17 protein-coding genes and 1 pseudogene (1 of these 18 running past the window's edge) are annotated in these 26274 nt (G+C 32.3%); all 18 read left to right on the top strand.

Translation table 11 applies throughout. The features are described from left to right. Positions 1-628: pseudogene (locus FVF61_RS07995) on the top strand (cytochrome c3 family protein); it begins 702 nt to the left of the window's first position. A gap of 29 nt (positions 629-657) precedes the next feature. Next, a complete protein-coding gene (locus tag FVF61_RS07990) occupies positions 658-3855 on the top strand; it encodes a TAT-variant-translocated molybdopterin oxidoreductase (protein ID WP_148455120.1) in 3198 nt (1065 codons plus the stop codon). A 34-nt stretch (positions 3856-3889) separates the two neighbouring features. Beyond that, a complete protein-coding gene (nrfD, locus tag FVF61_RS07985) occupies positions 3890-5347 on the top strand; it encodes an NrfD/PsrC family molybdoenzyme membrane anchor subunit (protein ID WP_148455118.1) in 1458 nt (485 codons plus the stop codon). Between the two features lie 3 nt (positions 5348-5350). Then, positions 5351-5887, top strand: coding sequence for a DUF3341 domain-containing protein (locus tag FVF61_RS07980; protein WP_148455117.1), 537 nt, complete (start codon positions 5351-5353; stop codon positions 5885-5887). Positions 5888-5896: 9 nt separating this feature from the next. Beyond that, positions 5897-6454 (top strand): c-type cytochrome, encoded by a 558-nt coding sequence (locus FVF61_RS07975; protein WP_199757290.1) that lies wholly within the window; start codon positions 5897-5899, stop codon positions 6452-6454. 24 nt (positions 6455-6478) lie between these two features. After that, positions 6479-7849, top strand: coding sequence for a quinol:cytochrome C oxidoreductase (locus FVF61_RS07970; RefSeq protein WP_148455115.1), 1371 nt, complete (start codon positions 6479-6481; stop codon positions 7847-7849). 26 nt (positions 7850-7875) lie between these two features. After that, a complete protein-coding gene (locus FVF61_RS07965; RefSeq protein ID WP_148455113.1) occupies positions 7876-8943 on the top strand; it encodes a cytochrome c oxidase subunit II in 1068 nt (355 codons plus the stop codon). Between the two features lie 34 nt (positions 8944-8977). Then, entirely contained in the window at positions 8978-10771 is a 1794-nt protein-coding gene (locus FVF61_RS07960; protein WP_148455111.1) for a cytochrome c oxidase subunit I, read from the top strand. Positions 10772-10842: 71 nt separating this feature from the next. Then, a complete protein-coding gene (ruvB, locus tag FVF61_RS07955; RefSeq protein WP_148455109.1) occupies positions 10843-11865 on the top strand; it encodes a Holliday junction branch migration DNA helicase RuvB in 1023 nt (340 codons plus the stop codon). Positions 11866-12231: 366 nt separating this feature from the next. After that, positions 12232-12552, top strand: coding sequence for a hypothetical protein (locus tag FVF61_RS07950; RefSeq protein WP_394348921.1), 321 nt, complete (start codon positions 12232-12234; stop codon positions 12550-12552). Further along, complete coding sequence (locus FVF61_RS07945) at positions 12542-12835, top strand: helix-turn-helix domain-containing protein (protein WP_158635200.1); 294 nt, start codon at positions 12542-12544, stop codon at positions 12833-12835. Before FVF61_RS07950 ends, FVF61_RS07945 begins: the two co-directional genes overlap by 11 nt. A gap of 263 nt (positions 12836-13098) precedes the next feature. Beyond that, the gene (locus tag FVF61_RS07940) at positions 13099-14130 is read left to right on the top strand and encodes a ScyD/ScyE family protein (RefSeq protein WP_148455103.1); all 1032 of its coding nucleotides are present in this window, start codon (positions 13099-13101) and stop codon (positions 14128-14130) included. A gap of 150 nt (positions 14131-14280) precedes the next feature. After that, entirely contained in the window at positions 14281-15204 is a 924-nt protein-coding gene (queG, locus tag FVF61_RS07935) for a tRNA epoxyqueuosine(34) reductase QueG (protein ID WP_148455102.1), read from the top strand. A gap of 74 nt (positions 15205-15278) precedes the next feature. Next, positions 15279-17582 carry an NADP-dependent malic enzyme gene (locus FVF61_RS07930; RefSeq protein WP_148455099.1) on the top strand — a complete coding sequence of 768 codons (2304 nt, stop codon included), beginning with the start codon at positions 15279-15281 and terminating at the stop codon, positions 17580-17582. Between the two features lie 57 nt (positions 17583-17639). Next, on the top strand, positions 17640-18221 hold the full coding sequence (gene ruvA, locus FVF61_RS07925) for a Holliday junction branch migration protein RuvA (protein WP_148455093.1): 582 nt from the start codon (positions 17640-17642) through the stop codon (positions 18219-18221). A 5-nt stretch (positions 18222-18226) separates the two neighbouring features. After that, on the top strand, positions 18227-25432 hold the full coding sequence (sov, locus tag FVF61_RS07920; protein WP_148455091.1) for a T9SS outer membrane translocon Sov/SprA: 7206 nt from the start codon (positions 18227-18229) through the stop codon (positions 25430-25432). Positions 25433-25492: 60 nt separating this feature from the next. Next, positions 25493-25873, top strand: a complete 381-nt coding sequence (gene gcvH, locus FVF61_RS07915; protein ID WP_148455089.1) for a glycine cleavage system protein GcvH — start codon at positions 25493-25495, stop codon at positions 25871-25873. Then, complete coding sequence (locus tag FVF61_RS07910; RefSeq protein ID WP_148455087.1) at positions 25866-26249, top strand: VanZ family protein; 384 nt, start codon at positions 25866-25868, stop codon at positions 26247-26249. Before gcvH ends, FVF61_RS07910 begins: the two co-directional genes overlap by 8 nt. The last annotated feature ends 25 nt before the right edge of the window (positions 26250-26274 follow it).

The following is a 26274-nucleotide window of genomic DNA, read 5'->3' as shown; positions in this document are numbered from 1 at the left end:
TTATTACTTATATGGATATATGATGCAGGTTGGTGTAGATCAAGGTTATCAACCAGTTCAGCCAATACATTACTCGCATAAAATACATGCTGGAGATAATGGTATCGATTGTAAATACTGCCACTCTTCTGCAAGAGTAAGTAAAACATCAGGAATTCCATCTTTAAATGTATGTATGAATTGTCATAAATCTATTTATGAAGTTGCTGAATCTACAGCGACTGAAGAATATAGCAAAGAATTTTATGATGGTGAGATCCAAAAGCTATATGCAGCTGTAGGATGGAGTGATGCAGATCAGAAATACACAGGAGAAACACAGCCTGTTAAATGGATAAGAATTCATAATTTACCAGATTTCGCATACTTTAACCACTCTCAACACGTGTCTGTAGCAGGAATTGAATGTCAAACATGTCATGGACCTGTTGAGGAAATGGAAATTATGTCGCAATTTGCTCCATTAACTATGGGATGGTGTATTAACTGTCATCGAGATACAAATGTAAAAGTACAAGACAATGCTTACTATACTAAAATACACGAAGAATTATCTAAAAAGTATGGTGTAGATCAACTTACAGCTGCTCAAATGGGTGGTTTAGAATGTGGTAAGTGTCATTATTAATTTATTAAGAAGTAATTCAATTATATAATATGTCATCAAACAAGAAATACTGGAAAAGTGTTGAAGAGCTAAACGAGAATAGCTCAATTGTTGAGACGCTACAACAAAACGAGTTTGTTGAAGAAATTCCTACTGATGAATTTTTAGGTAATAAAGAAACATTAGAGAGTTCTAAAACAACACGTCGTGATTTCTTAAAATATGTTGGTTTTAGTACAGCTGCAGCATCTTTAGCTGCCTGTGAAGGACCAGTTATTAAATCCATTCCTTATGTAGTGCAACCAGAAGAAATAGTTCCAGGTGTAGCTAATTATTACGCAACAACTATTGCAGATGGTTTTGATTTTGCTAGTGTTTTAGTAAAAACACGAGAAGGTCGTCCAATTAAAATAGAAAACAATACTATGGCGTCCATTAATGGTGGAGCAAATGCTAGAGTAAATGCATCTGTTTTAGGATTGTATGACAGTTTGAGAATGCAAGGTCCTGTAAAAGGTGATAGCTACATTTCATGGGAAGATTTAAATGCTGAAGTAAGTCAGAAATTAACTTCAATAAGTGGAACTGGGAAGCAAATTGTATTATTAACTCAAACATTTGCTAGTCCATCTACAACAAAGTTAATAGCTGAATTCAAACAAAAATACAGTAATGTAAATCATGTAATTTATGATGCTGTTTCTGAATCAGCTGCTCTAGATGCTTTTCAAGCAAAATATAATGAAAGAGGATTAGCTAATTACAATTTCTCTCAAGCAGATACAATTGTTTCTGTTGGTGCAGATTTTCTAAGCGATTGGCAAGGTGGAGGTTTTGATACTGGGTATGCTGCTGGACGTGTTCCAAATCATGGAAAAATGTCTCGTCATGTACAGTTTGAATCTAACATGTCTTTAACTGGAGCAAATGCAGACAAGCGTGTGCCTTTAACTCCAACTCAGCAGAAATTGGCTTTAGCCAAATTATATAGTGAAGTAGTAGGTGGATCTGTTTCTGTAGATTTACCAGAACATATTTTAGATGCTATCAATAAAGCTGCTTCTCAACTTAAGAGTGCTGGAAGTAAAGGTGTTGTTGTAACTGGTATCCAAGATGTGAATGCTCAAACAGTTGTTTTAGAAATTAATGAATACTTAAACTCTAAAGCTTTTGATGCTTCTACTCCAATAAAAACTAGACAAGGTAATGACGCTTATGTGAAAACTTTAGTTGCAGATATGAAAGCAGGTAGAGTTGGAGCAATTATTATGAGTGGAGTTAATCCTATGTATACATTACCTAATGCTTCAGAATTTGCTGAAGGCTTAGCTCAAACAGATTTATCCGTTACTTTCTCAATGAAAGCTGACGAAACATCTACACAAACTCAATATATTGCTGCAGCACCTCATTATTTAGAATCTTGGGGAGATGTAGAATTAAAAAAAGGACATTTTGGGTTAATGCAACCTACAATTCGTCCGTTATTCGATACAAAACAATTTCAAGAGGCATTATTAAATTGGACAGGAAACGATATTTCTTACCATGACTATATTAAGCAAACTTGGAATGAGAGTATATTAGGAGGATCATCATTTAGTCAAGCTTTACATGATGGTACTTTTGTTTCAAATGGAAATGTAACAATAGAAACTGGTGGATCATCTAACGAAGTTTCTGATAAAGACAAAACCTTTGTAGGAGGTATTATTGAAGATGTAGCTCAAGGTTTAGGACTAAAGAAAGATGAAGAAGAAACTGTTTCAGAAGCTAATACTGCTGCACCAATAGCGTCTGGTGGTTCTGCTGCTAGAGCATTAGCATCTTCAACATCAACTGAAGGATTAGAACTAACATTATATACTAAAGTAGGAATGGGAGATGGCCAACAAGCCAATAACCCATGGTTACAAGAATTTCCAGATCCAATAACAAGAACATCTTGGGATAACTACTTAACGGTTTCTCAAGCTGATGCAAATGCTTTAGGTTTGAAAAACGAGCATGTTGCAGATGGAGCTTTAAATGGTAGTTTTGCAAATGTTACAATAGACGGAACAACTTTAGAAAATGTTCCTGTAATGATTCAGCCAGGACAAGCAAAAGGATCTGTAGGTCTAGCGTTTGGATATGGTAGAACTACAGGTTTAAAAAATGAAATGAAAACTGGTGTAAATGCATATATGTTATACCAAGATTTTAATTCAGTTCAAAATGTCACTGTAAGTCCAGCATCTGGAATGCATGAATTTGCATGTGTTCAGTTGCATAATACCTTAATGGGTCGTGGAGACATTATTAAAGAAACTTCTTTAGAGATTTTTAATACTAAAGATAAATCGATTTGGAATGCAGTTCCAGTTGTTTCTTTAAATCACGTAGAGACTCCTGTTTCTGAGGTTGATTTATGGGATGAATTTGACCGTTCAATTGGACATCATTTTAATTTATCAATTGACTTAAATGCATGTACAGGATGTGGAGCTTGTGTTATTGCTTGTCACGCAGAAAACAATGTACCTGTAGTAGGTAAAGAAGAAGTGCGTAAAAGTAGAGATATGCACTGGTTACGTATTGATAGATATTACTCTTCTGAAGAATCTTTTGATGGAGATAACTCTAAAAAAGATAATATTTCAGGATTAGGAAGCTCATTAAGCGAATTTGGCGAAATGGAGCAAGCATCTGAGAATCCTCAAGTTGCTTTTCAACCAGTAATGTGTCAACACTGTAATCATGCACCTTGTGAAACTGTTTGCCCAGTGGCTGCAACGTCTCATGGACGTCAAGGTCAAAACCACATGGCATATAACCGTTGTGTAGGTACACGTTACTGTGCAAACAACTGTCCATATAAGGTTCGTCGTTTTAACTGGTTCTTATACTCTCAAAATGATGAGTTTGATTACTACATGAATGATGATTTAGGACGTATGGTATTAAACCCAGACGTAGTAGTACGTTCTCGTGGTGTTATGGAGAAATGTTCTATGTGTATTCAAAAAACACAAAAAACTATACTTGATGCTAAACGTGATGGACGTGAAATTAAAGATGGAGAATTCCAAACAGCTTGTTCTTCTGCATGTAGCAATGGAGCCATGGTATTTGGAGACATCAATGATAAAGACAGTAAAGTTGCAAAACTTTTAGAAGATAATCGTATGTATCACTTATTAGAGAGCGTAGGTACTAAGCCAAATGTTCAGTACCATACTAAAGTGAGAAATACAACCGAAGCATAATAAAACGAATTAAGAAAATAATTATAAAAGGATTATGGCGTCTCATTACGAAGCACCTATTAGAAGACCTTTAGTTACAGGCGAAAAATCATACCACGATGTTACTGTGGATGTGGCAAAACCAATTGAAGGTAAAGCAAACAAATCTTGGTGGATAGTTTTTTCTATAGCACTAGCAGCTTTTCTTTGGGGAATAGGATGTATCATTTATACAATATCTACAGGTATAGGAACTTGGGGTTTAAATAAAACCGTAGGTTGGGCTTGGGATATTACCAATTTCGTTTGGTGGGTAGGTATTGGTCACGCAGGAACATTAATTTCTGCAGTACTATTACTTTTCCGTCAAAAATGGAGAATGGCAATTAACCGTTCGGCAGAAGCAATGACAATTTTCTCTGTTGTTCAAGCTGGATTATTTCCAATTATTCACATGGGTCGTCCATGGTTAGGATATTGGGTTCTGCCAATACCAAACCAATTTGGTTCTCTTTGGGTAAACTTTAACTCACCATTACTTTGGGATGTATTTGCAATTTCTACATATTTATCTGTATCATTAGTTTTCTGGTGGACAGGTTTATTACCAGATTTTGCAATGATTCGTGATAGAGCTGTAAAACCATTCCAAAAGAAAATATATTCTTTATTAAGTTTTGGATGGTCTGGTAGAGCAAAAGATTGGCAACGTTTTGAAGAAGTATCTTTGGTACTTGCTGGTTTAGCAACACCTCTTGTACTTTCTGTACATACCATTGTATCTTTTGACTTCGCAACTTCAGTTATACCAGGATGGCATACTACTATTTTCCCTCCTTACTTTGTTGCAGGAGCAGTTTTCTCTGGATTTGCCATGGTAAACACGCTTCTTATTATCATGAGAAAAGTATGTAATTTAGAAGATTATATTACAGTACAACATATCGAATTGATGAATATTGTCATCATGATTACTGGGTCTATTGTAGGTGTGGCTTATATTACTGAGTTATTTATTGCATGGTATTCAGGTGTGGAATATGAACAATATGCCTTCTTGAATAGAGCAACTGGACCTTACTGGTGGGCTTATTGGGCAATGATGACTTGTAATGTATTCTCTCCACAATTCATGTGGTTTAAGAAACTTAGAACAAGTATAATGTTCTCATTTATTATCTCAATTGTAGTAAATATTGGAATGTGGTTTGAGCGTTTTGTTATTATCGTTACCTCATTACATAGAGATTATTTACCATCATCTTGGACTATGTTCTCACCAACATTTGTAGATATAGGAATATTCATAGGAACAATTGGATTCTTCTTTGTATTATTCTTATTATACTCAAGAACATTCCCTGTAATTGCTCAAGCTGAAGTAAAAACTATTTTGAAATCTTCAGGAGAACGCTATAAAAAAATTAGAGAAAGAGGAGATAGTTTAGTAGGAACAGGAGTGGATGAAAGAACTTCTGGTAGCCAAGTTAACAAAACAAAAAACGACGAGTAGCATATGGAAACTTCAAAAGTAATTCACGCTATTTATACAGATGATGATGTATTAATGAATGCTGTTAAGAAAGTGAAAGCAGAAAAACATCACATTGAAGAAATATATACACCTTTTCCAGTTCACGGACTAGACAAGGCTATGGGATTAGCTCCAACACGTATTGCAATAGCATCTTTTATGTATGGTTGCGTAGGTTTAATAGTAGCTATTGTAATGATGAACTATATTATGATAGAAGACTGGCCTCAAAACATTGGAGGAAAACCAAGTTTTAGCTATATAGAAAACATGCCAGCTTTTGTTCCTATTATGTTTGAGTTAACTGTATTTTTTGCAGCGCATTTAATGGTAATAACATTTTATTTACGAAGCAGAATGTGGCCATTTAAGAAGGCTGAAAACCCAGATGTTAGAACTACAGACGATCATTTTTTAATGGAAATTGCTGTTCATGGAAATGAAAAAGAATTAGAAAGTTTATTAAAAGAAACTGGAGCTGTAGAAATTAAATTAATTGAAAAAGAAGAAGCACATTAATATAGTAATATGAAGAGCTTAATAAAAATAACGGTTTTAGCATTAGTATTCATATCGTTTGTGTCTTGTATGAATGACTCAAGACCTAACTATCAATTTATGCCAAACATGTATGAATCAGTTGGATATGAAACATATTCTGAATCTCATGCTTTTAGAAGTGGATTTGAAGCACAATTGCCAGTAGAGGGAACTATTGCTAGAGGATATATGCCATTTGATTATTCTAATTCTATCGAAGATTTCCTTTTAGCCAAAGAAAATTTAAAAAGTCCTTTAGATTCTACACAAATAAATTTAGAAGAAGCTAAAGTTCTTTATGATATTTATTGTGGGATATGTCATGGTAATAAGGGAGATGGTCAAGGAAACCTAGTAAAAAGAGAAAAAATATTAGGGATCCCTAGTTATGATGATATAGGAAGAGCCATTACTGAAGGAAGTATTTATCATACAATTTATTATGGTAAAAACACCATGGGATCCTATGCAAATCAACTAGGTGAAGAAGAACGTTGGCAAGTTGTAGCTTACGTATTAGACTTAAAAGCTAAATTAGAAAAGTAAGAAAGATAAAGATTAAATATAGATATGTACACAATCTCAAATAAATTAAAGACATTTTCTATAGCCTTAATAATTTTAGGACTATTAGGTGTAGGATATGGTTTTATGACATCTCATAAATCTTTTGAAGACGTTGAAACCATGCTAGCAGAAGAAACTTCTCATCATAGTGGAGATCATGCTGAAGAAGCAACACATGAATCAACTTCTCATGATGCAGCAGCTAGTGAAGATCATGCTCAAGAATCTCATGGAGAAGCAGTAGCATCTCATACAGATGCTCATAAAGAACATGTAGAGCATGTACAACACCAAATAGCTAACAGACCTTGGTCTGCATTATATGTAGCTGCATTTTTCTTTTTTATGATAGCACTAGGTGTTTTAGCATTTTATGCTATTCAATTTGCATCACAAGCAGGTTGGTCTCCAGTCCTTTTTAGAGTTATGGAAGGAATTACAGCTTATGTACTTCCTGGTGGTCTTATAGTTTTAGCTATTGCTTTAGCATCAGGATTAATTGGTCACTATAACATTTTTATTTGGATGGATCCAGACGTTGTAGCTCATGATAAATTAATACAAGGTAAATCTAGCTGGTTAAATATTGGATGGTTTGCTGTAAGAGGATTAATTTTTATTGCTGGTTGGAGTTTATATAGATACTTTGCACGAAAATTTACTTTAGCTCAAGATAAATCAGAGGATAATAGCAACTTTAAAAAAGCTTTCCGTATTTCTGCTGCGTTTTTAGTATTCTTTATTTATACAGAATCTATCATGTCTTGGGATTGGATTATGAGTGTAGACCCACACTGGTTTAGTACTTTATTTGGATGGTATGTATTTGCAGGAATGGCTGTAAGTGGTATAACAGTCATTGCTTTTATTTCCTTATACTTAAAATCTAAAGGTCATTTAGAAATTGTAAACGATAGTCATATACACGATTTAGCAAAATTCATGTTTGGATTTAGTATTTTCTGGACATACCTATGGTTCTCGCAATTTATGTTAATATGGTATGCAAATATTCCAGAAGAGGTAACATATTTCATTACTCGTATTGAAGATTACAATGGATTGTTTTTCGGAATGTTAGCACTTAACTTTATTTTCCCATTCTTAGTTTTAATGAATAGCGATTACAAACGAATTCCATGGTTTGTAATTATGGCTGGAATTATCATATTAGTTGGTCATTATATAGATGTTTATGTAATGATTATGCCAGCAACTGTTGGAGATAGATGGGCATTTGGAATTCCTGAAATTAGCTCTATTATGTTATTTGCTGGATTATTTATATTTATAGTATTTAAAGCTTTATCAAAAGCATCATTAGTAGTTAAAAGAAATCCATTCTTAAAGGAAAGTGAACATTTTCATTATTAAAAATTAATTAAAGAAGAGAAAAGACAATGACAGCTTTTTTAACAATTATAATAGTACTTTTTGTAGCTGTTGCCATCTGGCAAATGGTTAAAATATTTGATTTAGCTCAAATAGGTGAATCTAATAGCCAAATAGCAACAGATAACGATAACAAGATGAATGCTTATATGATGATGGCTTTCCTAGCTTTCATTTATATTATTACCATTGTATGTTTTGTGAAATGGGGAGATTTACCATTAATGTCAAATTCAGCATCAGCTCATGGTCCTGAAATTGATAATCTAATGATTATCTCCATGGTAATTATCTTTATTGTACAAACAATAACACAATATTTATTACACTATTTTGCTTTTAAATACAGAGGCGAAAAAGGGAAAAAAGCATTATTCTATGCAGATAATAATACATTAGAAGCTATCTGGACAATCATTCCTGTTATTGTTCTAGCTGGTTTAATTATTTATGGATTATTTACATGGAATAGCATCATGAATGTTAATGAAGACGATGACCCATTAGTTATTGAATTATACGCACAACAGTTTAACTGGAAAGCTAGATATGGTGGAAATGATAACACGTTAGGTAAGTCAAATGTTAGATTAATAAATTTAGATAATGCTAATATTTTAGGATTAGACGAATCTGACCCTAATGCACAAGATGATATCATTACGACAGAATTGCATTTACCAGTAGGAAAACCAGTCTTATTTAAAATGCGTTCACAAGATGTGTTGCACTCAGCTTATATGCCTCATTTTAGAGCTCAAATGAACTGTGTACCTGGAATGGTAACTCAATTTGGTTTTACTCCTACTGTAACTACTACAGATATGAGACAAACACCTGAGATAATGGAGAAGGTAGCTAATATTAACAATATTAGAGCTGAAAAAAGTAAAGAATTAGCAACTAAAGGAGAAGCAGCATTAGATCCATACGAATTTGATTATTTATTATTATGTAATAAGATATGTGGAAAATCTCATTACAATATGCAAATGAAAATAATTGTTGAAACTCAAGAAGAGTACGACGCTTGGATAAAAGAACAAAAAGAATTTAAAAATTCTTTAATTAAGTAATTAAGAAACGGTTTTAAAAAGTATATAATAGATTATGTCAACACACGCAGATACTCACGCACACGAAGACGATCACGGACATCATCATAAAGAAACATTCGTGACTAAATACATTTTTAGTCAAGATCATAAAATGATCTCTAAGCAGTACTTAATTACAGGTACAATTATGGGTGTTATTGGTGTTTTAATGTCCATTATGTTTCGTATGCAAATTGCATGGCCAGAAGAACCAAATGTATTATTTGAAGCTTTATTAGGTAAATGGGCTCCTGGAGGAGTTATGGATGCTGATATTTATTTAGCATTGGTAACCATTCACGGTACGATTATGGTATTCTTTGTATTAACTGCAGGTTTAAGTGGTACATTTAGTAACCTATTAATTCCATTGCAAATTGGTGCTCGAGATATGGCTTCAGGATTCCTTAATATGATTTCATATTGGTTATTCTTCTTATCAAGTGTTATAATGGTAATCTCATTGTTTGTTGAAGCTGGTCCAGCTGCAGCAGGATGGACAATCTATCCTCCATTAAGTGCTTTGCCTATGGCTCAAGGTGGATCTGGAATGGGTATGACTCTATGGTTAGTTTCTATGGCAATCTTTATTGCTTCATCATTATTAGGTTCTTTAAACTATATAGTTACAGTAATAAATTTAAGAACAAAAGGAATGTCTATGACTAGACTTCCATTAACAATCTGGGCATTTTTTGTAACTGCTATTATTGGTGTAGTTTCTTTCCCAGTATTATTATCTGCAGCCTTATTATTAATTATGGATAGAAGTTTTGGAACATCATTCTTCCTATCAGATATTTTTATTCAAGGTGAAGTTTTACACTATCAAGGTGGTTCACCAGTTTTATTTGAACACTTATTTTGGTTCCTTGGGCATCCAGAAGTATATATTGTAATTTTACCAGCCATGGGAATGGTTTCAGAAATTATGGCATCTAACTCACGTAAACCAATTTTTGGTTATCGTGCCATGATTGCTTCAATATTAGCTATTGCATTCTTATCTACAATAGTTTGGGGTCACCACATGTTTATTTCAGGAATGAATCCTTTCTTAGGGTCTGTATTTACATTTACAACACTATTAATTGCAATACCTTCTGCCGTGAAAGCATTTAATTGGATTACAACCATCTGGAAAGGTAATATACAAATGAACACTGCCATGCTCTTTTCTATTGGTTTTGTTTCAACTTTTATAACAGGAGGTTTAACAGGCATTATTCTTGGAGATTCTGCTTTAGATATTAATGTTCACGATACATATTTCGTAATTGCTCACTTCCATTTAGTAATGGGTATATCTGCTCTTTACGGAATGTTCGCAGGTATCTATCATTGGTATCCAAGAATGTTTGGTAGAATGATGAATAAAAATTTGGGGTATATTCACTTTTGGGTAACAGCAATTTGTGCTTATGGAGTTTTCTTCCCAATGCATTTTATTGGAATGGCTGGTTTACCAAGACGTTATTATACAAACTCTAATTTCCCATTATTTGACGATTTAGCAAATGTAAACGTAGTAATTACTGTATTTGCAATTATTGGTGGAGTATTTCAGTTAGTATTCTTATATAATTTTTTTGTTAGTATTTTCTTCGGAAAAAAGGCGCCTCAAAACCCTTGGAGATCGACTACTCTAGAATGGACAGCACCTGTAAAACACATGCATGGAAACTGGCCAGGAGAAATTCCTCATGTACATCGTTGGGCTTACGATTATAGTAAACCAGGACATGAAGATGATTTTGTGCCTCAAAATATTCCTTTAAAAGAAGGTGAAGAAGAGCTCCAACATTAATTGTAGTTCTTTAAATAATACAACAGAAGCCTTTCTATTTTAGAAAGGCTTTTTGTTTATATTTGTGATATATGAACGAAAACTTAGATCCTACAGCAGAAAATTTTACACCAGAAGAACTGGATGTAGAAAAAAAGTTAAGACCCTTGTCTTTTGATGATTTTACAGGGCAAGATCAAGTGTTGGAAAATTTAAAAATATTTGTTCAGGCTGCAAATTTAAGAGATGAAGCTTTAGACCATACCTTATTCCATGGACCTCCAGGTTTGGGTAAAACTACTTTAGCTCATATTTTAGCAAGTGAACTTAGTGTAGGTATAAAAGTTACTTCAGGACCAGTTCTAGATAAACCAGGCGATTTAGCTGGACTTCTTACTAACCTTGAAGAAAGAGATGTTTTGTTTATTGATGAAATACATAGGTTAAGCCCAATTGTTGAAGAGTATTTATACTCAGCAATGGAAGATTACAAAATAGATATAATGATTGAATCTGGACCCAACGCAAGAACAGTTCAGATAAATCTAAATCCATTTACTTTAGTTGGAGCAACAACACGTTCAGGATTATTAACTGCTCCAATGCGAGCTCGATTTGGAATCCAAAGTAGATTACAATATTATAACACCGAATTATTAACTACTATTGTACAAAGAAGCTCAACCATTTTAAATGTTCCAATTTCAATGGAAGCAGCAGTTGAAATTGCTGGAAGAAGTAGAGGAACCCCTAGAATTGCAAATGCATTATTGCGTCGTGTTAGAGATTTTGCTCAAATTAAAGGAAATGGAAGTATAGATATTAAAATAGCAAGGTTTTCTTTAGAAGCTTTAAACGTAGATGCTCATGGATTAGATGAAATGGATAATAAAATATTAAAAACTATAATAGATAAATTTAAAGGAGGGCCAGTAGGTATAACTACTCTAGCAACTGCTGTAAGTGAAAGTGCTGAAACCATAGAGGAAGTCTACGAACCCTTTTTAATTCAGCAAGGTTTTATTATGCGAACACCTCGAGGTAGAGAAGTTACTGAACTAGCATATAAGCATCTTGGAAAAATAAAGGGGCCAACTCAAGGAGGTTTGTTTTAAAAATAGAAAGTGTTACTTCTTACTTAGAAGAATAGAATTGTTGAAAAATTCTTATCTTTAACTAAAGCTATTCTTAATCAATTGATAATGGCAACTTATAGTTTATATAATATCCGCCAATCAAATCAAGACGTTTTTAAACATTTCAGTGTAAAAGGCAGTTATTTGTTATTTATAATTGCCCTCAGTTGGATAAAATCGTTAAATTATATACTGCCCATAATCAAATAATATTTTTCAATTGCAGGTAAACGTACCTTTCATCAAGGTAATGAATCATGGACTATTACCAAGGATACCTCTTATATGATTAAGCGTACGGCATTTCATCAAGAACTTCATGATGATATTTAAGGTTGGGTAGTTTTGGCTTTTTATATAAAAGATGATTATTTCAAATATATATTGGATGAATATAGGTCATTTCTTAATTTCAATGACTTACCAAAGCTATTAAACGATATGCTATTATACATACACTTAAATGATAGAATTAGAGAGTGTTATTTAAGCATGATACCATATTTTGATGAAGACAATATACATCTAGAAGATATTATAGAGATGAAATTTAAGGAACTTCTATATAATATTTTCAAAAATCAAGAAAACAGACATGTTTTGGCTTATGTAAATGCTATTTCAGAGGGTTATGAATTGCCAATCTGGGAGGTTTATGGAAAATAATTTCATGTATAATTTAAAACTAAATGAATTTGCGCAGATTGCTAATAGAAGTTTATCTAAATTTAAAGTTGATTTCTTTGAACATTACAAAACTACTCTAGAAAAATGGGTTTTGAACAAAAGATTAGCATACGCTAAACAATTATTAGCAACAACTTCAAAAAATATCAGTGAAATTGCTTATGAAAGTGGCTTCGAAATTATTTCACATTTTAGTCGTGTTTTTAAAACAAAATATAAAGCATCACCTTCTGTTTTAAAAAAATCATTCAACATTATTTAGTAAAACTTTATAGCAAAGTAATTTGACTTTTTAGAAAACGCTTGAAATACTTTTTCATATAATTTTATAAAGAACTTTCATGCCAATAATTGCGATTTTATTTAATAATGCAAAATTATTGTAAAAGTTGAATTTTTGATAAATAAAGTAAATCAATACTCACTTCTATAAATATGAGAGGAATAATGAACAAAAACCTTCTTCCACAATTCTAATATTTGATTAATAGCCATAAATGAATATTAATTTAAAATCTATTAATTATGAAAACAAAAAACCAATTATTAATTCGAACAGTATCAATCAATTTTGGGAGGCTAATACTTTTCTTTTTTACTATTGTATTATTTACATTATCGTCATGTAGCCCAAACGAAGAATTAAGGACACAGTCTGAATCAAATTTAATGTTAAACAGAATAACCGAACCAGGAACACCTGAATTATTAGCATCACTTCCTAGTGGAGGTATGGGAAGCGCTATAGGCCCTGAAGGTGATTTATTTGTTACTCAAAGTGGTGCTGGAGGCAGTATTTTGCGTATCAACAAGAAAACAGGAAGTATCACTACATTTGTTAGTAGATTACCAACTTCAGTAGTACCTATTGGAGGAGTATTTGATGTTACTTTTATAGACGAAACTACTTATGCGCTTGTTACACTCGTAGGTCCTTTTTTTGGAGATAATAATATTAATGGAATTTATCGTATAGATAGCTCTGATAGTTGTACAATTATTGCAGACATAGGTCAATTTGCTTTAGACAATCAGCCAACTGGATTTGATTATGCCATTACAACTGGATTGCAATATGCGATTGAAGTGTATCATGGTGGGTTTTTGGTGACAGATGGTCATCACAATCGCATGTATCATGTTACATTGGAAGGCGAGGTTACAGAATTTAAAACGTTTGATAATATTGTTCCGTCAGGATTGGCCGTTAGAGGAAATTCCATTTATATGACTGAAGCAGGTACTACAGTCCAGTTTTATGGAAATAGTAAAATCGTGTCTATTGATTCAAAATCGCTAAGCATTTCTGATGTGGCTACAGGAGTGCCTTTTCTTGTGGATGTTGAGTTTAACAGAGGTCGTACACTTTTTGCCATTTCTCAAGGTGAATGGGCAGGAGGTGCAGATGGTGATGCTACTGAACCAAATACAGGTTCATTGTTGAAAGTAAATTCAGATGGTACTTTTACAGTAATTGCTGAAGGTTTAAATCGTCCTACTTCATTAGAATTCATTCAAAACACTGCTTATCTTGTTACACTAACAGGAGAAATATAGACAGTTTCAAACGCTACAAGTTCTCCATTTGGCAATAGACAATAAGAAAAGAAATAGTTATTTGAATCTGTTTATAAAACTGGCTAGCATAGTCAGTTTTATTTTTCTATTAATAAAGTAAATTAAACAAGATTGTTTTAAATTCGTGATGTGGTTAATAAACAAGAAAATTCTGAACTAATTAAAACCGAAGCCAAACGCCTCGGTTTTTTGTCTTGTGGTATTAGTAAAGCACAATTTTTAGAAAAAGAAGCCCCAAGATTAGAGAAGTGGTTAAAAAATAATATGCATGGCGAAATGCAGTATATGGAAAACCATTTCGATAAACGTCTAGATCCAACCAAACTAGTAGAAGGCTCAAAAAGTGTAATTTCATTACTTCTTAATTACTACCCTGAGGAAATACAAAAAGAAAACACCTTTAAAATTTCTAAATATGCTTATGGAATAGACTATCACTTTGTAATTAAAGACAAACTTAAATCTCTTTTAAGTTTTATACAAGACGAAATTGGCGAAGTTGAAGGAAGAGCTTTTGTAGATTCTGCTCCAGTTCTAGATAAAGCTTGGGCTGCTAAATCTGGTTTGGGTTGGATAGGAAAACACACTAATTTACTCACCAAACAAGTAGGTTCCTTCTATTTTATTGCTGAATTAATTATTGATTTAGATTTAGAATACGATTCCATAACATCAGATCATTGTGGAACTTGTACTGCCTGCATCGATGCTTGTCCTACTCAAGCTATTACAGAACCTTATGTGGTAGATGGTAGTAAATGTATTTCCTATTTCACCATAGAATTAAAAGAGAATATACCTTCAGAGTTTAAAGGAAAAATGGACGATTGGATGTTTGGTTGCGATGTCTGCCAGGATGTTTGCCCTTGGAATAAGTTTTCAAAACCACATAACGAACCACTTTTTAATCCACATCCAGAATTATTGCCCATGACCAAGAAAGACTGGGAGGAGATTACGGAAGAAACGTTTAAAAAAGTGTTTCAAAAATCAGCAGTAAAGCGTACTAAATATTCTGGATTAAAAAGAAATATCAAATTCTTAAAAGATTAGGCTTTAAGTTTGAGTATTGTTACATTTGTTAGTTCAGAAATATTTTTTGAATACAGCTTTAATTAGTAGCAAGAATGAGCAAACAAAGTAAACGAAGAGAAGCCTTAGTATATCATGCCAAGCCAACACCTGGCAAGATTCAGGTAGTACCAACAAAAAAATATGCCTCACAAAGAGACTTGTCTTTAGCCTATTCTCCAGGAGTTGCAGAACCTTGTTTAGAAATAGCTAAAGAAGTTAATAATGTGTATAAATATACTGCTAAAGGAAATTTAGTAGCTGTAATTTCAAATGGAACAGCTGTTTTAGGATTAGGAAATATTGGCCCTGAAGCTTCTAAGCCTGTAATGGAAGGTAAAGGCTTGTTGTTTAAAATATTTGCTGATATTGATGTGTTCGATATAGAAGTTGGAACAGAAAATATAGAAGAATTTATCCAAACAGTAAAAATGATATCTCCAACCTTTGGAGGAATCAATTTAGAAGATATAAAAGCACCTGAAGCGTTTGAAATTGAAAGACGATTAAAAGAAGAGTTGGATATACCAGTTATGCACGACGATCAACATGGAACAGCTATAATCTCAGCTGCAGCCTTGTTAAATGCATTAGAATTGGCGAAAAAGAAAATAGATCAGGTACAAATTGTTATAAGTGGAGCAGGTGCTGCAGCCATTTCCTGTACCAGATTATATCAATCCTTTGGAGCAAAGAGAGAACATATTGTTATGCTAGATAGCAAAGGTGTTATCAAACAAGATAGAGAGAATTTAACTTCAGAAAAAGCAGAATTCGCTACCCATAGAAATATAGATACTTTAGAAGAAGCCATGGAAAATGCTGATGTGTTTATCGGACTTTCTCAAGCTAATATTGTAACTCCCGAGATGTTGAAATCAATGGCTAAAAAGCCTATAGTTTTTGCAATGGCTAATCCAGATCCTGAAATAGAATATCAATTAGCACTTGATACAAGAGACGATATTATCATGGCAACAGGTAGGTCTGATCACCCAAACCAGGTTAATAATGTGCTTGGATTTCCATTTATTTTTAGAGGAGCTTTAGATGTTCGAGCTACTAAAATTAATGAAGCTATGAAAATGGCAGCTGTAAAAGCTCTAGCTAAATTGGCAAAGGAACCTGTACCAGAACAGGTGAATATTGCCTATGGAGAAACACGATTAACTTTTGGGAAAGAGTATATCATTCCTAAGCCTTTTGACCCTAGATTAATTGCCGAAGTACCACCTGCTGTGGCTAAAGCAGCTATGGAAAGTGGTGTCGCCAAAGAGCCAATTGAAAACTGGATTAAATATAAAGATGAACTATTAGAGCGATTAGGGTCTGATAATAAAATAGTTAGACTGTTATTAAATAGAGCTAAAATAAATCCTAAGAGAGTAGTTTTTGCTGAAGCAGATCATTTAGATGTTTTAAAAGCTGCACAAATAGTCTATGATGAAGGCATAGCAATTCCAATCCTTTTGGGTAGAAGGGAAACAATAGAAAAATTAAAAGAAGAAATAGAATTTGATGCTGATGTTGAAATAATTGACCCAAAATCTGACGAAGAAGAAAAACGAAAGAACAAATATGCTAAGGTTTATTGGGAACAACGTAAGAGAAGAGGTGTTACATTATATTCTGCTCAAAATATTATGAGAGAACGCAACTATTTTGCAGCAATGATGGTTAACGAAGGAGATGCAGATGCTATGATTTCTGGTTTCTCAAGATCCTATCCTTCAGTTGTAAAACCAGTTTTAGAACTTATAGGTTTAGCTCAAGATTCTACAAGAATAGCCACAACTAACGTTATGATGACTCAGCGTGGACCTATGTTTTTAAGTGATACAGCAATCAATATTAATCCTTCTGCAGAAGATTTAACTAAAATTGCACAAATGACTGCTGGTGTTGTTAAAATGTTTGGAATGGAGCCAGTTATGGCAATGATTTCTTATTCTAATTTTGGATCATCAAAAAATCAAACAGCAACTAAAGTTAGAGAAGCAGTTGGATATTTACATAAAAGACACCCAAATTTATTAGTTGATGGTGAACTCCAGGCAGATTTTGCTTTAAATAGAGAAATGCTTCAAGATATATTCCCATTTTCAAAATTAGCAGGAAAAAAAGTGAATACCTTAATTTTTCCTAACCTTGAATCGGCTAATATTACATACAAATTATTAAAAGAATTAAACAAAGCAGATTCTATTGGACCAATAATGATGGGTTTAAGAAAACCCGTTCATATTCTGCAGTTAGACGCAAGTGTAGATGAAATTGTTAACATGACAGCTATTGCAGTTATAGATGCGCAACAAAAAGAGAAAAAAGAACTTGAAATTAATGCTGTAATAGAAAAATAAACGGCTTTATAATGCGAATAATTTTATTACATTTGAGAGTTTATTAAAAATTTGTTAATGATTACACATATTCAAGGAAAGCTTGTCGAAAAAAATCCTACTGATGTTATTATAGATTGTAATGGTGTGGGTTATTTATTGAATATTTCTTTGCATACTTTTTCACAAATTCCAAACCAAGAAAACCTAAAATTATATACATATCTTCAAGTTAAAGAAGACTCTCATACTCTGTTTGGGTTTTCGTCATTAGCAGAAAGAGAAATTTTTAGATTATTAATTTCAGTAAGTGGTGTTGGTTCAAGTACTGCTCGTACTATGTTGTCGTCGATAACACCTAAGCAAGTTAGAGAAGGAATAGCTATGGGAGATGTCGCTTTAATTCAATCTATAAAAGGCATCGGTGCAAAGACAGCTCAACGAGTAATTTTGGATTTAAAAGATAAAATTTTGAAAGTCTATGATATTGACGAACTTTCAACTCAAAAAAGCAATACAAATAAAGATGAAGCGTTATCTGCTTTAGAAGTTCTCGGTTTTAATAAAAAACAATCCGAACGTGTAGTAGATAAAATATTATCTAATCAACCAGATGCAAATGTCGAAGGAATTATAAAACAGGCTTTAAAAAATTTATAAAAGATTTGAGTACAACCAACTATACTTATTCAATTAAATTAAAGCAATATATATTATTAAGCTTTTTTATGCTTTTTAGTTTGTATTCTTTCTCCCAGATAACACCTACAGAACAAGATAGCACAAGAACAGGTTACTCTTTAGGAAATTTAAATATGCCTAATCCAAACAGTATTGAATCTAAATACACTTACGATCCACTTACTGATAGATATATTTATACAGAAACAGTTGGTAGTTTTAATATTAATTATCCTATTATTTTAACTCCAGAGGAGTTTAGAGAATTAGTATTACAAGAAAATTTAAGAGAATATTACAAACAAAAAATAGATGCTTTCGATGGTAAAAAAGAAGGAGCAGAAGAGGAACAAAAAAATTTACTTCCAGAATTTTATGTAAGATCTGGTTTTTTTGAAACTATTTTTGGAAGTAATACAATTAATGTAGTTCCACAAGGATCTGTTGAAATTGATTTGGGAGTACTTTTTACTAAACAAGATAATCCTACTTTTTCACCTCAAAATAGAAGTAATTTTACTTTCGATTTTGACCAACGTATAAGTTTAAGTTTATTAGGTAAAGTAGGAACCAGACTACAAGTAACTGCAAATTATGACACAGAATCTACATTCGATTTTCAAAATCTAATCAAATTAGAATACACTCCAACTGAAGATGATATTATTCAAAAAATAGAAGTTGGAAATGTAAGCATGCCATTAAATAGTTCATTAATAACTGGAGCTCAAAGTTTGTTTGGTGTAAAAGCAGAATTACAGTTTGGTAAAACCACAGTTACTGGTGTGTTTTCTGAACAAAAATCTGATAGAACATCAGTAATAGCCCAAGGAGGAGGAACTCTTGAGGAATTTGACTTTTTTGCTAGAGAATACGATGAAAACAGGCATTATTTCTTAGCTCATTACTTTAGAGATAATTATGACAATACTCTTGCAAATTACCCATTTATAAATTCGAATATTCAAATTACTAGAATTGAAGTTTGGGTTACAAATAGAAGTAATAGTACAGAAAATGTTAGAAATGTTGTGGCTTTACAAGATTTAGGAGAATCTAATCCTGACCCTAATGAAAATAATATAGTACTGCAGCCTATTCCTTCTGGATTTATTAATGTAGGCCCAAATGCATATCCAGATAATGGTAATAACGATTATAACCCAACTCAAATTGGGTCAGGTTCAGTTCTAACACAACAAATTAGAGATATAGCTACTGTTCAACAAGGTTTTGGCTCTCTATCAAATACTGTTAATGAAGGCTCAGATTATGCAAAACTTGAAAATGCAAGAAAATTACAACAAGGACAAGAATATTCTTTAGATTCTCAATTAGGTTTTATTTCTTTAAATCAAAGATTAAATAATGATGAAGTATTAGCCGTAGCATTTCAATTTACAGTTGGAGGGCAGGTTTATCAAGTTGGAGAATTTGCAAATGATGGATTAGATGCTACAGGAATAAATACAAATCCCGGAGGAATTACAACGGTTACCAATAATAACTTAATACTGAAGTTGTTAAAAAGTCCAATTACCAATGTTGAGCAACCAATTTGGGACTTAATGATGAAAAACATCTATAATACTGGAGCTTATCAATTAAGTCAAGATGATTTCAAATTAAATATTTTTTATAATGAAGCTTCACTTTTAAACTTCATTTCCCCTGCTGATGGCAACTCTTTTGGTGTAGATATAAATGGAAATCCAGTTGGACCATCAACACCACCTGAAGATCTTATTCAAAATACAACCTTATTACGATTATTTAATTTAGATAGATTAAACTATAATGGAGACCCACAAACTAATGGAGATGGGTTTTTCGATTTTGTTCCTGGGATAACAGTTATTCCTCAAAATGGAAAGATTATTTTCACAAAAGCAGAACCGTTTGGAGAATACCTATTCGATAAATTAGCACTAGGTGGTGAAGATTATAATAATGATGTGACTTATAACGAAAATCAAACAAAATATGTGTATGATATTCTTTATAAAGAAACTAAAACAGCAGCATTAGAAGCAGCAGATAAAAATAAATTTAAAATAAAAGGACGATACAAATCTTCTGGAGGAGATGGAATTCCAATTGGTGCTTTTAATGTTCCAAGAGGATCTGTACAAGTAACTGCAGGAGGTCGAGTATTAGTTGAAGGAATAGATTACACTGTTAATTATCAGCAAGGAACTGTTCAAATACTTGATGAAGCTTTAAAAGCTTCAAATACTCCAATTCAAGTAACTACAGAAAATAATGCTGTGTTTGGGCAACAAACAAAACGTTTTACAGGTATAAATGTAGATCATCAGTTTAATGAGAATTTTGTGTTAGGAGCTACTTGGTTACATTTAAATGAAAGACCAATAACTCAAAAAGCTAATTATGATCAAGAGCCTATAAACAACCATATTTTTGGAATCCACGGTAACTACTCGACTGAAGTGCCATTCTTTACTCGATTAGTTAACAAATTACCAAACATAGATACAGATGCTCCTTCAAATTTATCTGTTAGAGGAGAATTTGCTTATTTAACTCCTGGATCACCAAAAGGAACTGAATTTAATGGAGAAGCTACTTCATATATAGATGATTTTGAAGGTTCTCAAAATGCAATCGATTTAAAATCTCCTCAATCTTGGTTCATCTCAAGTAGACCTCGTGGAATAAATTCAAATAATGATGATGTTAATGGAATTGAACAAGGATATGATAGAGCCTTATTAAACTGGTATAATATTGACCCAATTTTCTACGGAAATCAAAGCCCAAATGGTATTTCAGATGATGATATTTCTGATTTGTATACAAGTCGAGTTTTTATTCAAGAACTTTTTCCAAATCAAGATGTTGCACAGGGACAAACAACAGTTGTTAACACTTTAGATTTAGCTTATTACCCAACAGAGAGAGGTCCTTATAATTTTCAAAACACAAATATTGATATACCTACAAACACTTTAACTGCTCCACAAAATAGTTGGGCTGGTATAACAAGACAACTTACTTCTACAGATTTTGAACAAGCAAATGTTGAGTATATTGAGTTCTGGTTACAAGACCCATTTCAAGATAATCCATCAAACCCAGGTGGAAAATTAGTTTTTAATCTTGGAAATATTTCTGAAGATGTAATTAAAGATGGTAGAAAATTATATGAAAATGGTTTACCAGCAGATGGGAATGTTATAGGAGTCTTACCTACCTCACCATCATGGGAAACTGTTTACCCTCAAAACCAATCTCTAATTTATGCCTTCGATACTACTGGTAACCAGCGTACTAATCAAGATGTTGGGTTTGATGGTTATAATGATGCTGAAGAAGCGCAAATTTTTACAGATTATTCTGGGTTACCAGACCCTTCAAATGATAACTATACCTATTTTTTAAATACTGATGGAGATATTTTTGATCGTTATAAACAATATAATGGCGTAGAAGGAAACTCACCAGATACTTTTACTGATACAAATAGAGGCTCGACAACTCAACCAGATGTTGAAGATGTAAATCGTGACAATACAATGAATACGATTGACAGCTATTTTGAATATGAACTTGATTTAACTCCAGCAACATTAAACGAAAACAACCCATATATTGTAGATATTAAGGATGATGAAGTTAGAGAGTTACCAAATGGGCAAACAGTTACACCAAGATGGTTGCAATTTAGAATACCAGTAAGCGAATTTACTAATGCAGTTGGAGGTATTTCAGATTTAAGATCAATTCGATTTACGCGTATGTATTTAAAGGAGTTTTCTGAAAAAACAGTATTTCGTTTTGGGACTTTAGATCTTGTTAGAAGTGATTGGAGAAGATACACATTGACTCTAGATGAAGATGGTGGTGACCCTAATTTAGACAATACCGAATTTAGCGTTGGTATTATTGGAACAATTGAAAACGATGGAACCTATATATCACCACCAGGAGTTGAACCTGAAGAGTTTTATAATAACAATACATTAATTCGTCAAAATGAGCAATCACTTGTTTTAGATGTATGCGATCTAGAACCTCAAGATGCAAGAGCTGTTTATAAAAACATCAATATCGATATGCGTCAATATAAAAAGCTTAGAATGTTTATACATGCTGAAGAAGGTGATATTCCAGGCTTAGACGATGAAGATTTAGTTGGTTTTATTAGAATGGGTAACGATTTAACTCAAAACTATTACCAAATAGAAGTGCCATTAAAAGTTAGCGAAGGTACTTCTAGAGATTTGCTATGGCCAGAAGAAAATGAAATAAACTTGCAATTAGAATTACTCCAAGACATAAAGTCTGAAGGAATTAGCAACGGAACTATTAGTAATCCTAATCCAACTTTTTATGACGTTATAGATGGCACTTTAAGTGAAAATCCAGTGCCAGAATACTCACCATATACTCTAGGTCAACAACGTATTGCTATTATAGGTAATCCAAACTTTGGTGATATTAGAACTTTAATGGTTGGGATAAAAAATGCTGCAGCAACAGATAAATGTGCTGTACTATGGTTTAATGAGTTGCGCCTATCAGACATGGACAATGAAGGTGGTTGGGCAGCTATATTAAGTGTTGACACTAATTTTGCAGATTTCGCAAATGTAAGTGCAACTGGTAGAAAAAGTACAACTGGGTTTGGTTCAATAGAGCAAGGTCCAAATCAAAGAAGTAGAGAAGATGTAGAACAATACGATGTTGTTACAAACGTTAATATTGGACAATTATTACCTCAAAAATGGGGAGTTCAAATTCCTTTTAATTATGGTCAAGGAGAAGAATTAATCACTCCAAAATATGATCAATATTATAAAGATTTAACTTTAGAATCTAGATTAGATGCAGCAGACTCTAGTGAAGAAAAAGACAATATTAAGGAGCAATCAGAAAATTACACAAAAAGAAGAAGTATAAATTTTATTGGAGTTAGAAAAATAAAAACAAATGATTCTAAACCTCGCTTTTATGATGTTGAAAATTTAACTTTCAATTATTCATATAATAAAATTAAACATAGAGATTTTGAAATAGAAAACTCTATAGATCAAACAGTAAGAGCTGGAGTAAATTATGCTTATAATTTTGAACCATTTACTATAGAACCTTTTAAGAAAAACGATTCATTATTTACAAGCGACTATTTAAAGCTTTTAAAAGATTTTAACTTTAACCCACTCCCATCAAGTTTTACAGTCAATACAAATATAAACAGACAGTATAATAAACAAAAGTTTAGAGAAATAGATTTAACAGGTAATAATATTGGTCTAGATGAATTCTACAAAAGAAATTATACATTCGACTACCAATACACAATTAATTACAACTTAACAAAATCGCTTCAATTAAATCTTACGGCTTCAAACAATAATATTGTAAGAAACTATTTTAAAGATAATATTATTAATGGAGAACAAGACCCAACATTAGATGTTTGGGATGGGTTTTTTGATTTTGGAGATCCAAACAGGCAATTCCAACAATTAGCTGTAAATTATGATATTCCATTAAATAAAATACCAACATTAAGCTTTATTGATGCTACCTATTCATATAGTGGAGATTTTCAATGGCAAAAAGGATCAGATTTATTTGGAGATTTAGAAGTAAATGGAGTAACCTACGATTTAGGAAACACAGTTTCAAATGCTAATAGACATAATATAAATTCAACCTTTAATATGAATAAGTTTTATAATTATATAGGACTTAAAAAGAAAACGGTAAGAAGAAATACAACTACTAGAACTCCACCTGGAGCTAAAGAAGGAGATGATAAACAAGGTGGAGATAAAATAGCTAAAGCCAAGAATAATGGACAAAAGCTAGCAAATGTTGGAATTGATATTCTAACAAGTGTTAAAAGAATTCAGTTTAATTATGCCGAAACAAATGGAACATATTTACCAGGTTATTTAAGAACACCAGGGTTTATTGGAACATTAAAACCAACTGTTGGATTTACTTTTGGTAGCCAGAACGATGTAAGAGACCTTGCTGCAAGAAAAGGATGGTTAACGGTTTATCCAGACTTTAATGAGCAATATACAGCTGTAAAAACTCAGCAATTAGATTATACTGCAAACATTGAGCCTCTAAAAGATTTAAAGATTGATTTGGTAGGAACCAGATTGTATGCTGAAAACTACACCGAAAATTATAGAATTAATGATTATGGAGATGGTTATGAATACGAGTCTTTAACTCCAAACTCATTTGGAAATTTTACCATTTCAACCATATTAATTAAAACAGCATTTAGTAAAAGTGACGAAACTCAATCGGCAGCTTTCGACGACTTTAGAACTAATAGAATAGAAGTTGCTAATAGATTAGCAGAAGATCATTATGGAAGCTCAACGTTCCCTTTAGATGCTGAAGGTTATCCTGTAGGTTTTGGAAAAAACAGCCAAGCAGTCTTATTACCTTCTTTTTTATCTGCATATAAAGGAAAAGATGCAAATGGAATTTCTTTAGATGCAATTAGCGATTTTCCAATACCAAACTGGGATTTAAAATATACTGGTTTAATGAATTTAGATTGGTTTAAAAAACGCTTTAAACGTTTCTCTTTAATTCATGGATATCGTGCAAATTACACCATTAATCAATTTAGATCTAATTTAGATTACGATCCTTTAAACCCTGAAGAATTAGATCAAGGTGGGAACTTTAAAAACGAAACAATCTATAGCAATATTAACTTAACTGAAATGTTTAGTCCATTAATTAGAATAGATATGGAGATGAAAAATTCAGTTAAAGTATTAGCAGAAGTTAAAAGAGATAGACTCTTATCTCTTAGTTTCGATAATAATTTAATGACCGAAATTCAAGGTAAAGAATATATAATTGGATTAGGTTATAGAGTTAAAGATGTTAGAATTAAATCTAAATTGGCTGGTCCATCAAAAAGAATTGTTAGTGATATAAATATAAAAGCTGACTTGTCTTACAGAAGAAATGAAACAATTATTAGATATCTAGATTTGGATAATAATCAAATTACTTCTGGTCAAACAATCTGGTCAGGTAAATTAACAGCAGATTATTCATTTAGTAAAAATCTAATTGGAATTTTCTATTTTGATTACATGTTTTCAGAATATGCAATCTCTACAGCTTACCCACAAACTACAATACGTTCAGGAATTACTTTAAGATATAATTTCGGTAATTAATAAAATCTGTTTGATATTAAAAATTGAATAAATACATTTGCGAAAATAAATACATATATAATGAATATTCCATCAAACCTAAAGTACACAAAAGACCACGAATGGATTAAAATAGAAGGAGACATTGCTACTATTGGTATCACAGATTTTGCTCAAGGAGAATTAGGAGACATAGTTTACGTAGAAGTAGAAACAGTTGACGAAACTTTGGATGCTGAAGAGATATTTGGTACTGTTGAAGCTGTTAAGACAGTTTCAGATTTATTCTTGCCACTTTCAGGAGAAATTATTGAGTTTAACGAATCTCTTGAGGACGAACCAGAAAAAGTAAATTCAGATCCTTATGGAGATGGTTGGATGATTAAAGTAAAATGTTCAGATCTTTCTCAAGTAGACAATCTAATGTCTCCAGAAGATTATAAACAGTTAATTGGTGCTTAAAAAAAGAGCATTATTTTTTTCAATTTTATACACATTTTTACTTGCAACGGTAAGTTTAATAACACTAGATTTAGATGATGTTGAAGAAATAATACCATCGTTTAGTGATAAATTATTTCATTTTTTAGCTTATCTATTGTTTACTTGGCTTTGGTTTAACACATTTTTTTATAGATTTAATATCAATAAAAAGTATAGTATTTATAGAAGTATTTTTGTTTCGGTTTCTTTTGGTATAATTATTGAAGCATTACAACATGTAATAACCACTACTAGGAATTTCGATTCTTTAGATATTGTTGCAAATATACTTGGAGTGTTAGTTGCTGCTATTTTAATAAACAACTATATTAAAATAGAAGTTAAAAAATATTAATCGTTTGCTTTATTGCCAAATATTT

The organism is Xanthomarina maritima (assembly GCF_008084905.1).
Lineage (GTDB): Bacteria > Bacteroidota > Bacteroidia > Flavobacteriales > Flavobacteriaceae > Xanthomarina > Xanthomarina maritima.
The sequence above is the reverse complement of the archived record's forward strand: the minus strand, read 5'-3'. Positions and strand labels throughout refer to the sequence as shown.

Bases quoted from the DNA above. Each gene is read 5' to 3' on its own strand.
- FVF61_RS07965 (WP_148455113.1), top strand. From the start codon at position 7,876: ATGACAGCTTTTTTAACAATTATAATAGTACTTTTTGTAGCTGTTGCC.
- nrfD (WP_148455118.1), top strand. From the start codon at position 3,890: ATGGCGTCTCATTACGAAGCACCTATTAGAAGACCTTTAGTTACAGGC.
- FVF61_RS07940 (WP_148455103.1), top strand. From the start codon at position 13,099: ATGAAAACAAAAAACCAATTATTAATTCGAACAGTATCAATCAATTTT.
- ruvA (WP_148455093.1), top strand. From the start codon at position 17,640: ATGATTACACATATTCAAGGAAAGCTTGTCGAAAAAAATCCTACTGAT.
- FVF61_RS07960 (WP_148455111.1), top strand. From the start codon at position 8,978: ATGTCAACACACGCAGATACTCACGCACACGAAGACGATCACGGACAT.
- gcvH (WP_148455089.1), top strand. From the start codon at position 25,493: ATGAATATTCCATCAAACCTAAAGTACACAAAAGACCACGAATGGATT.
- FVF61_RS07980 (WP_148455117.1), top strand. From the start codon at position 5,351: ATGGAAACTTCAAAAGTAATTCACGCTATTTATACAGATGATGATGTA.
- FVF61_RS07970 (WP_148455115.1), top strand. From the start codon at position 6,479: ATGTACACAATCTCAAATAAATTAAAGACATTTTCTATAGCCTTAATA.
- FVF61_RS07930 (WP_148455099.1), top strand. From the start codon at position 15,279: ATGAGCAAACAAAGTAAACGAAGAGAAGCCTTAGTATATCATGCCAAG.
- FVF61_RS07975 (WP_199757290.1), top strand. From the start codon at position 5,897: ATGAAGAGCTTAATAAAAATAACGGTTTTAGCATTAGTATTCATATCG.
- FVF61_RS07945 (WP_158635200.1), top strand. From the start codon at position 12,542: ATGGAAAATAATTTCATGTATAATTTAAAACTAAATGAATTTGCGCAG.
- ruvB (WP_148455109.1), top strand. From the start codon at position 10,843: ATGAACGAAAACTTAGATCCTACAGCAGAAAATTTTACACCAGAAGAA.
- FVF61_RS07990 (WP_148455120.1), top strand. From the start codon at position 658: ATGTCATCAAACAAGAAATACTGGAAAAGTGTTGAAGAGCTAAACGAG.